This is a genomic window from Vibrio nereis NBRC 15637 (genome assembly GCF_001591105.1).
Lineage (GTDB): Bacteria > Pseudomonadota > Gammaproteobacteria > Enterobacterales > Vibrionaceae > Vibrio > Vibrio nereis.
Map to the genome: position 1 here is coordinate 96,957 of NZ_BCUD01000005.1, position 14,195 is coordinate 111,151.

Annotated in this window: 13 protein-coding genes and 1 pseudogene; 6 read left to right on the forward strand and 8 right to left on the reverse strand. The window is 44.2% G+C overall.

The window, feature by feature from the left end:
• The first annotated feature begins 1 nt into the window (after nucleotide 1).
• From purN to VNE01S_RS07330, 4 genes are all read left to right on the forward strand, one after another.
• Nucleotides 2-640 (forward strand): phosphoribosylglycinamide formyltransferase, encoded by a 639-nt coding sequence (purN, locus tag VNE01S_RS07315; RefSeq protein ID WP_053395221.1) that lies wholly within the window; start codon nucleotides 2-4, stop codon nucleotides 638-640.
• A 106-nt stretch (nucleotides 641-746) separates the two neighbouring features.
• Complete coding sequence (locus tag VNE01S_RS07320; RefSeq protein ID WP_053395222.1) at nucleotides 747-1,397, forward strand: tellurite resistance TerB family protein; 651 nt, start codon at nucleotides 747-749, stop codon at nucleotides 1,395-1,397.
• Nucleotides 1,398-1,517: 120 nt separating this feature from the next.
• Nucleotides 1,518-1,721, forward strand: a complete 204-nt coding sequence (locus VNE01S_RS07325) for a YaeP family protein (protein WP_053395223.1) — start codon at nucleotides 1,518-1,520, stop codon at nucleotides 1,719-1,721.
• A 2-nt stretch (nucleotides 1,722-1,723) separates the two neighbouring features.
• Nucleotides 1,724-1,915, forward strand: a complete 192-nt coding sequence (locus VNE01S_RS07330) for a DUF4250 domain-containing protein (RefSeq protein ID WP_053395224.1) — start codon at nucleotides 1,724-1,726, stop codon at nucleotides 1,913-1,915.
• Nucleotides 1,916-1,970: 55 nt separating this feature from the next.
• Here the strand turns inward: VNE01S_RS07330 and VNE01S_RS07335 are convergent.
• Together VNE01S_RS07335 and purL are read right to left on the reverse strand one after the other, a co-directional pair.
• A pseudogene (locus VNE01S_RS07335) lies at nucleotides 1,971-2,195 on the reverse strand (DUF3622 domain-containing protein); the annotation flags it as partial.
• Between the two features lie 254 nt (nucleotides 2,196-2,449).
• Nucleotides 2,450-6,343 (reverse strand): phosphoribosylformylglycinamidine synthase, encoded by a 3,894-nt coding sequence (gene purL / locus VNE01S_RS07340; protein WP_053395225.1) that lies wholly within the window; start codon nucleotides 6,341-6,343, stop codon nucleotides 2,450-2,452.
• Between the two features lie 549 nt (nucleotides 6,344-6,892).
• On the opposite strand from purL, the gene mltF reads away from it, so the two are divergent.
• Nucleotides 6,893-8,422 (forward strand): membrane-bound lytic murein transglycosylase MltF, encoded by a 1,530-nt coding sequence (gene mltF / locus VNE01S_RS07345; protein WP_053395226.1) that lies wholly within the window; start codon nucleotides 6,893-6,895, stop codon nucleotides 8,420-8,422.
• A 180-nt stretch (nucleotides 8,423-8,602) separates the two neighbouring features.
• Complete coding sequence (locus tag VNE01S_RS19695; RefSeq protein WP_281178089.1) at nucleotides 8,603-8,737, forward strand: hypothetical protein; 135 nt, start codon at nucleotides 8,603-8,605, stop codon at nucleotides 8,735-8,737.
• Nucleotides 8,738-8,783: 46 nt separating this feature from the next.
• Here the strand turns inward: VNE01S_RS19695 and tadA are convergent, their stop codons facing one another.
• The 6 genes from tadA to VNE01S_RS07375 all read right to left on the reverse strand — a co-directional run bounded on the left by tadA (nucleotide 8,784) and on the right by VNE01S_RS07375 (nucleotide 14,181).
• Entirely contained in the window at nucleotides 8,784-9,299 is a 516-nt protein-coding gene (tadA, locus tag VNE01S_RS07350; RefSeq protein WP_053395227.1) for a tRNA adenosine(34) deaminase TadA, read from the reverse strand.
• 128 nt (nucleotides 9,300-9,427) lie between these two features.
• Nucleotides 9,428-10,987, reverse strand: a complete 1,560-nt coding sequence (locus tag VNE01S_RS07355) for an AbgT family transporter (protein ID WP_053395228.1) — start codon at nucleotides 10,985-10,987, stop codon at nucleotides 9,428-9,430.
• 379 nt (nucleotides 10,988-11,366) lie between these two features.
• On the reverse strand, nucleotides 11,367-11,780 hold the full coding sequence (locus VNE01S_RS07360; protein WP_053395229.1) for a type IV pilus modification PilV family protein: 414 nt from the start codon (nucleotides 11,778-11,780) through the stop codon (nucleotides 11,367-11,369).
• The gene (locus VNE01S_RS07365) at nucleotides 11,770-13,101 is read right to left on the reverse strand and encodes a hypothetical protein (RefSeq protein ID WP_053395230.1); all 1,332 of its coding nucleotides are present in this window, start codon (nucleotides 13,099-13,101) and stop codon (nucleotides 11,770-11,772) included. Before VNE01S_RS07365 ends, VNE01S_RS07360 begins: the two co-directional genes overlap by 11 nt.
• Nucleotides 13,098-13,688 (reverse strand): PilW family protein, encoded by a 591-nt coding sequence (locus VNE01S_RS07370; protein WP_053395231.1) that lies wholly within the window; start codon nucleotides 13,686-13,688, stop codon nucleotides 13,098-13,100. Before VNE01S_RS07370 ends, VNE01S_RS07365 begins: the two co-directional genes overlap by 4 nt.
• Entirely contained in the window at nucleotides 13,669-14,181 is a 513-nt protein-coding gene (locus VNE01S_RS07375; RefSeq protein WP_053395232.1) for a pilus assembly FimT family protein, read from the reverse strand. The genes VNE01S_RS07370 and VNE01S_RS07375 overlap by 20 nt, the downstream gene beginning before the upstream one ends.
• Between the last annotated feature and the right edge of the window lie 14 nt (nucleotides 14,182-14,195).

Below are 14,195 nucleotides of genomic sequence, written 5' to 3' on the forward strand. Positions count from 1 at the left end.
AATGAAGAGTATTGTTGTTTTAGTTTCAGGGAATGGTTCTAACTTACAAGCGATTATCGATGCTTGTGAAACCAGCATTGATAATGGTCGAGTCACCGCTGTTTTTTCGAACAAAGCAACAGCCTATGCCTTAGAAAGAGCGAAAAAAGTGGGTGCTGCAGCCCACTTCCTAGACCCAAAATCATTTGATACGCGCGATGCATTCGATCATGAGCTGATGAAGCAAATGGATGAATACCAGCCTGATGTAGTCGTTCTTGCTGGCTATATGCGCATTTTAAGCGGTGAGTTTGTTCGCCACTTTATGGGGCGTATGATCAACATCCACCCTTCTCTTTTACCAAAATACCCAGGCCTTAATACATACCAGCGTGCAATACATGCTGGTGATGAAGAGCATGGAACCAGTGTTCACTTTGTTACCGAGCAGTTAGACGGAGGCCCTGTGATCCTTCAGGCTAAAGTGCCAATTTTTGACGAAGATAACGTTGAAACGTTAACAACTCGTGTTCAAACTCAAGAACATAAAATCTATCCTCTTGTAGTTAAATGGATGGTGGAAGAACGCTTAGAAATGAAGAATGGCAAAGCTTTCTTAGATGGCGAGCAATTGGGTATTCACGGTTACGCTCAAGAGTAAAAAACAGTTTCAATCCATTTGGCGAGCACTTGCTCGCCTTTTTTATACCGGTTAATTCTCTATTCAGCTTTCATTCGCTAAGCTAATGAAAATTAGGAGGTGTCATATGGATCTTAAAAGTTTACTCAACCAAGCACTAAACTCAGATTTAGCTAAACAGGGACAACAACAGCTTCAGCAACATTCCAATTCTGGAACTCTTAAGTCTCTGGGGGCGGGAGCCGTTAGTGGAGGATTAGTTAGCCTACTGATGGGGTCGAAGAAAAGTAAGAAGTTAGGCAAAAAAGTTGGGAAAAACGCACTTAAAGTCGGTGGTGCTGCAGCTCTAGGAGCGCTTGCTTACAAAGTATATAACGACTGGCAAGGGAAGCAGAATACGTCACCAGAGCATGATCAGTTTAATTCCAATGATCTCATCCACAACGAGATTATTTTAAAGGCCATGATTGCAGCAGCAAAAGCCGATGGCCATGTTGATCAAGCTGAAATGGTACGCATTGAAGCGACTCTTAAAGAAGCTGGTGCCGACTCCCAACTGCAACAATTACTGCACTCAGAGCTGAACAAACCACTCGACCCGACAGACATTGCTCAGCTCGCCCGCTCTCCTCAGCAAGCCGCTGAAATTTACCTCGCTTCACTCATCGTCGTAGACGAGCAAAATTTTATGGAAAAAGCCTACTTGCAAGAGCTGGCTAGACAACTGAAACTTTCGCCAGAAATCACTCACCAGTTAGAGATGCAATTACAGCCTTAGCCATTGCTTAAAAAGCAAACAAAAGGTCTATAGCCTTGAGCTAACACAATCTATCACTTTGAGTTTACTTTCTGGCCGCTGTATATTTGAGCGCAGTTATCAGTTATTAAGGGTTTTACCATGCAAGTGTACAGTTGCTGTGAATTGGTTCGAGAGCTTTATGCTCAGATAGGCAGTGGTGATCAGGCGTATGTACCAAAAGCAATTTCGTGTGCTGTTAAAGCATTGAATGAGATTGCTGCCGATGAATCTTTACCAATGGAAGCGCGAGAAAAAGCGGCGTTTGCGGCGGCAAATCTATTAATTTCAGACTTTGAGGACTAGAGATGAATCTAGCAAACTTTGAAAGCATGGACCCTGTCATGCTGATGAGCATTGTGAATATGAAGCTTCGTGATGACTTTTCCGGTGATCTCGATAAATTGGCAAACTTCTTCGATATAGATAGAGCAGCCTTAGAAACTAAGCTAGCGAATGCAGGGTTTGACTTCTTACCAGAAGCGGGACAGTTTCGCTAAGCCAGATACAAAAAAGGTTGACGATATCGTCAACCTTTTTGCGTAAAGCTTGTTATTCCGCGTTGCGCGCTTTTCTTTGCGCCGACTTACGAGTGCTTCGCTCAGTTTGGTTCTGGATAAATTGAGCCAACTCTTTTTCACCCCAAGCTTTTGCAAGCTCTTCAGATTCAAATCCCGTTTCTCGTTTCGAGACTACTGTTTTTCGAGATGTCACTTGGCGTGTAATCTCCGCGCACCAACCACTACGTTTTTCTGTTACGCGAACTGCAAATTTAGACATATTGTTACCCTTCAGGAAGTTTTTTACATTGCTTTGAGCTATCCATAGGTATGAAGCTCTCATACGCCCCTTCCATTGGCAAGCGCGCAGTATTAGAGCATAAATGTAGGTGCTAAGCTGTAAAAATTTGCCATACTGGATAGATTTTTTCATTTCGCTAACGAGAACCAAATACTCAGGTGATGAACATATTGCAAAAACAAAAGCGCAAGCCACATGGCTTGCGCTTTTTTGATTAAAACATTGATATTTAATTAGCCAATGTTCTTACGTGCGTTTTGGAACATACGCATCCAAGCGCCATTCTCACCCCAGCCTTCTGGCGACCAAGAGTTAGCAACCGTACGGAATACACGCTCTGGGTGAGGCATCATAATGGTTACACGACCGTCAGCTGTTGTCAGACCGGTAATCGCATTTGGCGAACCATTCGGGTTATTCGGGTATTGTTGCGTTGGGTTACCATTATTATCAACGTAACGTAGTGCTACAGTACCTGACGCTTCAATTGCGTTTAGGTGCTCACCGTCACGTACTTCTACACGACCTTCACCGTGAGAAACCGCGATAGGCATACGTGAGCCAGCCATACCATCGAAGAACACAGAATCAGACTTCTGTACTTCAACTAGACTAAAGCGTGCTTCAAAACGCTCAGACTCGTTGCGAACAAAACGTGGCCACAAGTCTGCACCTGGGATAAGTTCTTTCAGGTTAGAAAGCATCTGACAACCGTTACACACACCTAGGGAGAATGTCTCTTCACGGTTAAAGAACGCTTGGAACTGCTCACGAGCTTGTGCGTTAAATAGGATAGACTTCGCCCAACCTTCACCCGCGCCTAGTACGTCACCGTAAGAGAAACCACCACACGCTACCAGACCTTGGTACTCATCCAGTACCGTTTGGCCAGTCAGAATATCGCTCATGTGGATGTCGGTGGCTTCAAAACCAGCACGGTCAAACGCTGCTGCCATTTCAACGTGAGAGTTTACGCCCTGCTCACGCAGAATCGCCATCTTAGGTTTCGCGCCTTTTGCAATGTAAGGAGCAGCAATGTCTTCGTTCACATCAAAGCTTAGAGATACGTTCAAACCCGGGTCTGTGTTGTCTTTCTTCGCTTCAAATTCTTGGTCTGCACACGCTGGGTTATCGCGTAGAGCTTGCATCTTATGCGTTGTTTCAGCCCAGATAACACGTAGGTCTGTACGTGAACGCTCAAGTACTACAGCATCACCAGATGCGATAACGAAGTTGTCTGACGCATCAACAGAACCAATCACGTGTGAACACGCTTCTAAGCCGTTAGCAGCTAGCGTAGATTGCACTGAGTCCAGGTCGTCGTTCTTAACCTGAACAACCGCACCTAGCTCTTCGTTAAATAGAACTGCTAGCGCATCTTCGCCCAGCTCTGCGATATTCGCTTTCACACCACAGTGGCCAGCGAATGCCATCTCAGCAAGTGTTACGAATAGACCGCCGTCGCCTTTATCGTGGTAAGCCACTAGCTTGTCATCACGAACCAGTGTTTGCATTGCATCGAAGAAGCCTTTTAGCTGCTCAGCGTTGTCTACGTCTGCTGGTTTATCACCAAGTTGCTTGTATACCTGTGCCAGTGCTGTCGCACCCAAACGGTTCTTACCGTTGCCAAGGTCAACAAGGACTAGAGAAGACTCACCTTTGTCAGTGCGCAGTTGTGGTGTCACAGTCTTGCGTACATCTTCTACACGCCCAAACGCAGTAATAACAAGCGATAGCGGGGACGTCACTTCTTTGCTCTCACCGTTATCTTCCCACTTGGTTTTCATTGACATTGAGTCTTTACCAACCGGGATAGTCAGACCTAGCGCCGGACATAGTTCTTCACCCACCGCCTTCACCGCTTCGTAAAGACCTGCATCTTCACCTGGGTGGCCTGCTGGAGACATCCAGTTCGCAGACAGTTTAATGTGTTTGATATCACCGATATCTGTCGCTGCAATGTTAGTTAGTGACTCACCAACCGCCAGACGAGCTGATGCGCCAAAGTCTAGTAGCGCAACCGGAGTGCGCTCACCCATCGACATCGCTTCGCCGTGGTAGGTATCGTAACTTGCCGCCGTCACTGCACAGTTCGCCACTGGAACCTGCCAAGGGCCAACCATCTGGTCACGAGCAACTAACCCCGTTACCGAACGGTCACCGATGGTGATTAGGAACGTTTTCTCAGCAACGGTCGGAAGACGAAGTACGCGGTCAACCGCTTCATTGATATCAATACCGTCACGTGTAATCGCTGGGCTATCAACTTTCAGCGTTTTCGCGTCACGGTGCATCTTCGGTGTTTTACCAAGCAAGATATCCATTGGCATATCGATTGGCGTGTTATCAAAGTGAGAGTCTTCTAGTGTCAGGTGACGCTCTTTTGTTGCAACACCAACGACTGCGTAAGGTGCACGCTCACGCTTACAGATTGCATCGAATGCTTCCATCTGTTCTGGCGCTACCGCAAGAACGTAACGTTCCTGAGATTCGTTACACCAGATTTCCAGAGGGCTCATACTCAACTCATCATTTGGTACATCACGTAGCTGGAACTTACCGCCACGCTCGCCGTCGTCACAAAGCTCAGGAAGTGCGTTAGAGATACCGCCCGCGCCCACATCGTGGATAAATGCGATTGGGTTCTCTTCACCTAGCTGCCAACAACGGTCGATCACTTCCTGACAACGACGCTCCATCTCTGGGTTTTCACGTTGTACTGACGCAAAGTCTAGGTCTTCAGCTGACTGACCTGACGCCATTGAAGACGCAGCACCGCCACCAAGACCGATGTTCATTGCCGGACCACCAAGTACGATTAGGCTCGCACCAACAGGGATCTCTTTCTTCTGAACGTGCTCGTCGCGAATGTTACCCATACCACCAGCAATCATGATTGGCTTGTGGTAACCACGAATTTCTTCACCCGCGTGAGAGGTCACTTTCTCTTCGTAGGTACGGAAGTAGCCCAATAGGTTTGGACGACCAAATTCGTTGTTGAATGCCGCGCCGCCTAGAGGACCTTCAAGCATGATATCTAATGCGTTTACGATACGACCCGGCTTACCGAAATCAGTTTCCCAAGGCTGTTCAAAACCAGGAATACGCAAGTTAGAAGTTGTGAAACCAACCAAACCCGCTTTTGGTTTACCACCGATACCTGTCGCGCCTTCGTCACGGATTTCACCACCAGAGCCCGTTGATGCACCAGGCCATGGAGAGATTGCTGTTGGGTGGTTGTGCGTCTCTACCTTCATCAAGATATGCGCATCTTCATGGTGGTAAGTGTATTGGCGAGATTTTGGATCTGGGAAGAAACGACCCACTTTAGAACCGCTCATTACCGCTGCGTTATCTTTGTAAGCTGACAGAACATGGTCTGGTGTCGTTTCGAAAGTGTTTTTGATCATCTTAAACAGTGACTTATCTTGGTCTACGCCATCGATAGTCCAGTCTGCATTAAAGATCTTGTGACGACAGTGCTCTGAGTTAGCCTGAGCAAACATCATCAGCTCAATATCGTTTGGATTGCGACCTAGCTTAGTGAAGTTCTCCACTAAGTAATCAATTTCGTCTTCTGCTAGTGCCAAACCAAGGGAAACGTTTGCTTCCTCAAGCGCAAGACGACCACCTGCTAAGATATCAACGTGAGCGACTGGCGCAGGCTCTGCTACAGTGAACAGTGCCGAAGCTGCTTCAAGTTCCGTGAACACGGTTTCCATCATGCGGTCGTGAATTAACGCTTTCACTGCGTCAACTTGAGCTGGAGATAATTCCGACGCAGCTTCTACGTAGTAAGCGGTACCGCGCTCAAGACGCTTAACTTTGCTTAGACCACAGTTTTTTGCAATATCGGTAGATTTAGAAGACCAAGGTGAGATAGTTCCCGGACGAGGGGTCACTAGAAGCAAAAGACCTTGAGGCTCGTGCTCTTCGATCGTTGGGCCGTAAGTCAGCAGTTTTTCTAACTTTTCTAACTCAGGCGCATCTAGATCAGCGGTAAGATCAGCAAAGTGCATAAACTCTGCGTAAATACCTGTGACAGGTAAGTCTTGTTCACGACAAAGTTCCAGTAGTTTATTAACACGAAACTCAGATAGAGCTGGGGAGCCACGCAAAATTCTCATGTGCTTAGGTCTCTTATGCAATTGTTAAGGTCTATTTACCTTTTGCGGTAAAATTTTGTTCGAGATAAAAGCATTTTAATCGCGGCGAGAGGTGTACCGCCTAGTCATTCTAAGCAAATACCTCTCAACAAAGAGTAAAATGCTTTTAGCCGAACCCTTCGGGCAGCGTTTGTGGCTCCTTTCTACTGCGTTATCGGCTTATCAAGTAGAGTAACTACATATCAAAGCCTCTGCCTTATATAAAGAACCCACAAGCTGCTGCAAAAATTATCTCAAAAGGTCAATAGACCCTGAGGTGATATTGGAATAAATTCAGTCAGTTAGAACGTGTTCTATCAAACTCATACCAATTCCACCTCTCCTTTGCGAGCGCATTATATAGCAATTGTTTTTGTGATGTAACACCAAAAGCAACCGTTTGCGTCATTTTTTTTGTCAATTTAGAGGTACGCCAAAATCAAGAACTGGGTTCGATTACCTCTTCATTGTCTTGCCTTGTTATGACACTTTGATATAAATGCCTGACTGGATGTATGAGATCGTCAACTAATGAAAAAGTATTACCTACCCCACCTGCGTGCCTTAGCCTTAATGATAATCAGCATTTTGACACTTGCTGGCTGTCAAATTGAGTCTGCGCCTAAAAGCGATCTAGAGCAGATCAGAGAGCGCGGCGTTCTGCGCGTTGGGACACTCAACAATCAATTATCCTACTACATTGGTCCTGACGGTCCTGCTGGCCTAGATTATGAGTTAGCACGCGAGTTTGCGAATCAACTTGGTGTAAAGCTTGAGATGAAACCCGTTTATCGTGCTTCACGCCTTTATCCTGCGTTGCTAAATGGTGAGATTGACATTATCGCTGCCGGATTAACGCAGTCGACTGAACGGATGAAAAAATTCAGACCTGGCCCTGCTTATTACTATGTCAGCCAGCAAGTCGTCTACAAACAAGGGAACTGGCGACCAAGAAGCCTCAAGCAGCTGTTAAAGAAGCAAGAAGAACTCGTTGAGAAAAACGAAGGCAAACCAATACTTCAAATTGTGGGTGACGCACACTTTAATCAAACTCTTAGCAATATCCGCTCTCAATATCCTGAATTTCTCTTCGACGTTAACCAAGATGCGGATGTTAATGATCTGCTAAAAAATGTCTCAGATGGGAATTTACCTCTGACCGTTGCGGACTCTGTAGAAGTGTCTCTTTCGCAACGTATCTATCCTGATATCGCAGTTGCCTTCGAATTAACCGAAGATCAGCCAATTTCATGGTTCTTGAGACCTTCCCAAGATGAAAGTCTCTATGCACTCGTCATTGAATTCTTTGGGCACATCAAACAATCCGGCGAACTCGCGTCTCTAGAAGAGAAGTATATCGGCCACATCGGTTCCTTTGATTATGTCGATACCAGAGCCTTCATTCGTGCGCTCGACTCTAAACTGCCAAAATGGTCATCACTGTTTCAAAAGTACTCAGAAGAGTTTGATTGGCGTTTGATCGCGGCCCTGGCTTACCAAGAATCGCATTGGAATCCGACCGCGAAGTCACCGACAGGCGTACGCGGGATGATGATGTTAACGCTCCCGACAGCAAAAATCGTTGGTGTTACCAATCGCCTAGACCCAGAACAATCTGTCAAAGGTGGGGTTAAATACTTGAGACGTATGGTTGGTAGAATTCCAGACTCTATTAGCGATCATGAAAAGATCTGGTTTGCGCTCGCTTCCTACAACGTCGGATACGGTCATGTTATGGATGCGCGACGTCTAACACGCAAGCAAGGGGATAATCCTGACGCGTGGGCGGATGTGAAAGAGAGGCTTCCGCTGCTTCGTCAACGCGCTTATTACAGCCAAACTCGTTATGGTTATGCTCGCGGAGATGAAGCCAAAAACTACGTGGAAAACATTCGTAGATATTACCAAAGCATTATTGGCCATGTAGAGCAGCAAGCCGCCAAAGAAGATGAAGACAGCGCGAGTGATTTTACCGTGATACAAGTTCCGGAATCGGCACTGTCGAGTTCCATCAGTGTTTCTGGTGCAACATCTAGTGCTCAGCCAACCAACAGTCAGTAGCTCGTCCAGTCTGAAACTTGTATGTGTATTTAACCCACATATACAAGTTTCAAGTCACTACTAGCCATGGGTTATAAAACTGTAACATTAGAATGATACAAAACGTACCGTAACCAATGACCAGCGATGCCCTAACGAGTAAGTAACTGGTTTAGTTTTGTCCCAATAGGAGGTCGTGTTATGCATGGACGTAAACTGAAGTCAAAACGAATTAACAAAACGGTTGCGTCAAACCGTCGCAAGCGTATGTTGAGCAACAATAAGAAAAAAGTGATTGCACGCCACCGTGCCTTTATGAAATTGATTAGTGAGTAACCCCCTGTAAGCAAACATCTAAATGAAGATGTTTGCTTGAAACCTACTACTTCCCTTCATCTAAACGCTTAGCTTGCTTTTCTGCTTTTTTTTCTTTTCTTCGACGCTTAAAAAAGTTTTGTAGCTGAGAGCGACATTCCTCTTCAAGTAAGCCATGCTCTACATTTGCATAATGATACGCCGCTTGATGCTCAAATAGATTTAAGACAGTCCCAGCCGCCCCGGCTTTTAGATCTGGAGCACCAAACACGACTCTTTTCACTCGACTATGCAAAAGTGCCCCGGCACACATCGGGCAAGGCTCCAAAGTCACATAGAGCGTGGTATCCAACAGGCGATAGTTTTCCAGTGTTTGACCTGCTCTACGCAAAGTCTGCATTTCTGCGTGGGCTGTCGCGTCGTGGTGGCCAATTGACTGATTCCAACCTTCCGCTATAACCTTACCATCTTTCACTAGTACCGCGCCGACAGGCACCTCTCCTTCAAGCTCTGCTTGTTCAGCTAACTGCATCGCGCGGCGCATAAATTGCTCATCTTCAGGCGTAAAATGTAACTCTGACAACGTGGGACCCTAGTTTAGTATTTTGTATCTCATCAATGGCGCTAAGAATAACGGAAATCAGGCACCATAAAAACAAAAAGGGCCCGTCACATTTGACGAGCCCTTTTTAAAATTAAGTTCCAACCAATTTACATGCTGTAAGTGTAAGGAGCTTGAATACCAAGTGGAATACCAATCGCCCAGTAACCTAACAAGAAGATAGACCAGCCAATCAGCATCGCAATAGAGAATGGCATCATTAGTGATGCAAGTGTACCGATACCCGTCGACTTCACGTAACGTTGACAGTAAACCACCACAAGCGGGAAAAATACCATCAGTGGTGAAATAATGTTCGATACCGAATCACCGACACGGTAAGCCGCCTGTGATAATTCTGGAGAAATACCAACCGCCATCAGCATTGGCACCAAGATTGGACCAATTAGAGCCCACTTCGCCGATGCCGAACCAATGAGTAGGTTCACAGACGCTGTCAGAAGAATCATACCAATAATGGTCGCTTCGCCTGGAAGGTTCATCGCTTTCAGTCCTTGAGCACCATAAAGAGCTAACATAGTGCCGATGTTCGATTGCGCAAACGCTGATAGGAACTGAGCACAGAAAAATGACATAACAATGTAAGCACCCATGGTCGACATGGTATCAGCCATCGCCTTGATGATGTCATTACTGGTCTTAAATGCGCCTGACACTTTACCGTACACATAACCAGGAATGATAAATAAAATGAAGATCAACGGTACGATCGACTTCATAATTGGTGCTGAAAAAGAGGTTATTTCACCATCAGGCGAACGCAATGCAGAAGTTTCAGGGATCAATGCCGCGACCAATACCGCAATACCCGCCATCATGGCCCAACCTGCATAGCGGAATGCTTTTGATTCCAGCTCAGTGAAAGAGCCTAGATCTGGCGCTTGCTCTGCATCATCATCGATTGGCGTATTCGTCAAACGCGGTTCGATGATTTTCTCTGTCACATACCAGCCAATACCCACAATAAGCATTGAAGATAAGCCCGTAAAGAAGATATTCGCTAATGGATTTACTACATAGTCAGGGTCTAGAACCTGCGCCGCAGTTTGAGTAAAGCCAGCCAATAAAGGATCAATACCTGATGGGATAAAGTTTGCAGAGAAACCACCCGATACACCCGCAAATGCCGCAGCTATACCTGCAAGCGGGTGACGACCAGCCGCATGGAAGATAATACCACCGAGAGGAATAACGAGAACATAGCCTGCGTCCGCTGCCGTGTGTGACACAATAGCCACAAGAATAAGCATTGGAGTAAGAAGTTTCGCTGGCGTAAAGTTCAGCATCTTCTTAAGACCAGTCGTGATAAAACCTGAAGAATCTGCAACACCCACACCTAACATAGCCACCAAAACGATGCCAAGTGGAGCAAAACCAGTAAAGGTTTTCACCATGTTAGCTAAGAAACTTGCTAAAGAATCGCCAGTTAAAAGGTTGTTAATAGCAAGAACGTCGCCAGTACGAGGGTTAACTAGATCAAATGAAACGTTAGATAGCAGAGCAGACGCGCCCCAAGTAATGATCAGTGCCCAAAAGAATAAAATTGCGGGGTCAGGTATTTTATTCCCTGCTCGCTCAATAAAGTTTAGAAAGCGATCCATGCCACTAGCTTTAGCAGATGGTGCTTTATTGACTGCTTGGTTACTCATGGTAACTCCATTGTGTGATGTTGTTGCCTTAGACTTTTAAGAAATATTTTCCAGTCTTTTTATAGGCAACCATTCTATTCAAATCACAAAATGAAAGCACATGATTCCAGGATTTTTTGCAAATATGGAGATATATTTTGCAAAAATAGAAAACCAAAGACACACACTTGAAACATTACAGAAAAATCAACATATACACTTAGTAAACGAATTTGCAAAAACTGAGAATACATATTCGATGAAGCTATGTTTTCTTGGGAGGTAAAAGGGATAATGGAGAAGCAAAATACTTCTCCTAGATATCTAAAGGGCGATAATAAACACCAATTTCTAAGCAGTTTAATACACCTTAATAGAACCGCACACAACAGTGAGCTCGCTAGTCGAATTCACTGTGTTTAGAGATCATGGTTTTCAGTTCTACTGATTGTTTTTCGCCATGGCGATCTTGCCACGAAGCTTCGATATGAATAGTTTTTAGTGCCCCCGACAACGTTGCTGTAGGCACTGACCAAGACAAAGTATACTGTGGGTTTGAAGTATCGTTCCCGGAAACAATGCTGGTATCAAAGTTTGCAAAAGGCATCGCGGGGACTGCTGAGGATGTTCCACGAGTACGAAACCACTCCAATTTCTGCTCAGCAAGGTTTAGAGCTTCAATACTGTGCATTGCGTAATCTGCGCGCTGCTCAATATACGCTTGCAGCTTAACCAACCCCAGTGCACCAACACCAATCAAAACAAAAGAAATCATTATTTCAATTAAGCTAAAACCTCGTTGCTTATTGTGCATTCCAGCTTCCTTCTTGCCATCTAGGAGGTAGTGAACTGTTAGAAAATTCCTTCATAATATCTGAGTTAAACTTCAAATTGATTGAGTTTTTAAATAAAGCACTCTGATTTGGAGCATCCAAGATCATTCCTCCGTTGAAGTTAAATGAGCCTTCCATAAACATGGTAGCTAGTGCTGCATCATTATTTTCCCCAATCGCTTCGAGCCCACTCTCAAAATCATTTGGGGTATGTTTTAACGTTGCAATTAAGCTTGGATCAAACCCTGCGTCGTTCCATTGTGTTGCTTTTGGTTTATAAGAGCTATTCACATGCACAAAAACACCATTCACATCTACGGCGCTTCGGCCACCCACAATACCGTCGTGAACCACAAGAAGAACTTTCATATTTGGATTCTGTCCTTTTCCTAACAACTGAGCAAGGTTTGAATCAAATTCACAGTGACCATCAACCCAAATAGAATTGTTTCCGTTTTTGTTCAAATTTGCGTTATTGATCTTTTCATAACAATCACCACCGCTATTCGTCGTTATTTTTATGAAATTATTTTTGGGATCATCTCTAACCAGCTTCCAATCAGAAACTTTTTTTCCAAAAAAGTCTTTGAATGGGGATAATTCAGTATCTCGCTGAGCATCAAGTTCAAGACCATTTTTTTTTACCTTGCCATCCAGGCCTAGGTGATACCCAACGGGAGAGCTAGACTTTGTAATAAAACTTGCACCACACTTGACTCCAGATTTGTATTTACTGCCAGGACTCGCTCCTGCAGAATAGTTCAAGTCATCATTCGTAAAACCAGATCCAAAATATGCTTTATCTCTAACAACCATTGAAACACACTCATAATATTCATCGTTGCCAGATTTTTTTAGATTCCCTGGTTCAGGAGCAACCGTCACAGACGCATTAACTACTAGATTTGATGCACTACGTATAGCACCAGCCCCTCCAGCGACAGGGATAACAATATTCTTACTCACATCTGCGTAACCAATTGAGCTATTTACCTTTGTTGTAGGGTTAGTCTTTGCCAAAGATTCATATGAGAAAGTGATATTATGAGTAGCAATGTTACATTCAGGAATTGAGGGGGCTGTAGGAATTACGCCATCTTGAACTGTTTTAGTATAAATACACTCCACCCCACCTTCAGCCAACCAATGTTCTTGCCTTGACTTTACTTCGTTCTGCGCGCGCTTAATTTGATAAAACAGACTCTTGTATGATCCCAACGTCACCACCAAAGCTACAGAAAGTAATATGGAGGTAATCAGTAGAGTGGCTGCACCTTGTTGATATTTATATGTACGTGTCATTGCCAATTCCTTTGCTGAACTTGTAATGAAATCACATGAGAAATCGTTGGATCATTTGTTAATTCAGCGGCCATTGAAATAGAAATAAATGCACTCTCTATTGAAGATCCCAATAATACGGTTCGGCCAATATCAAATTGAGTTACTTTAATTTGCTTAGGTTCAAAGAGATCGAAACACTCACTAGCAGAGGAAATAACACTTAAAGGTGATGTAGATTCTTTTTGGCAATATTCCAACATATTATTATTAAGCTGATATACCGTATTGCTTGTAGTATTCGATGTTTTTCTATAAACATAGCCGATTTTATTAGGCTGTCGGTAAAGAATATTTGATGAACCAGAAAGCAACATGGAGTTTGTCGCAATACCATCAAAACCAGCTCGCTGAATATCCTCTTTCATCTGCTGCATTACACTACTCATTTGCTGCAGTAGCATGATTTCTTTACTCCTCTGTGCGGCTGATTTTTGGTTAGAAAGAAACACAGCACCAACAATTCCTATGACAATAATTCCTAGTAAGGCTGCAATCATAAATTCAATTAGCGTATTACCTTTCTGTTTAGCACTGTTCAAAGCCATATTTCGCCTCATTCATAGCACATACTTTTATCCGTCCCGCTCGATTATGAACTATTATTTTTATCGGATTCGTATCTGATTGAGATCGTTTCAACAAAATACTTCCCGCGTTTTGTGGGTTACCCATTACATGATCAAATTTCACTTTAGTTATAGAAGTCGTACTTGACACAACTAGATTGCGATATCGTTTACCTTGCAGTTCAGCAACAGTATTGGCTGATGTTATTGCGGTAACATCAGACACACTCGCAAGTATTAACTTCCAGTCTCCAGTGGATGAAGGAAAACCTTGAATGTGAACCCACAAGTCTTGATTTCGTAACACTGATTCCGATTTAGCTTGGATCAAAAAACCCTGTAATTCATTAGCTAAATTAGCCATTTTCGTTTTTTGGCTAACTTTTGAAAAACTGGGGGCGACAAAAAGCAATAGTGCCGTTAAAACAGCAACTGTGATGAGAAGCTCTAGTAAGGTAAAGCCGCGATGCATTTCCCAAAATCCTT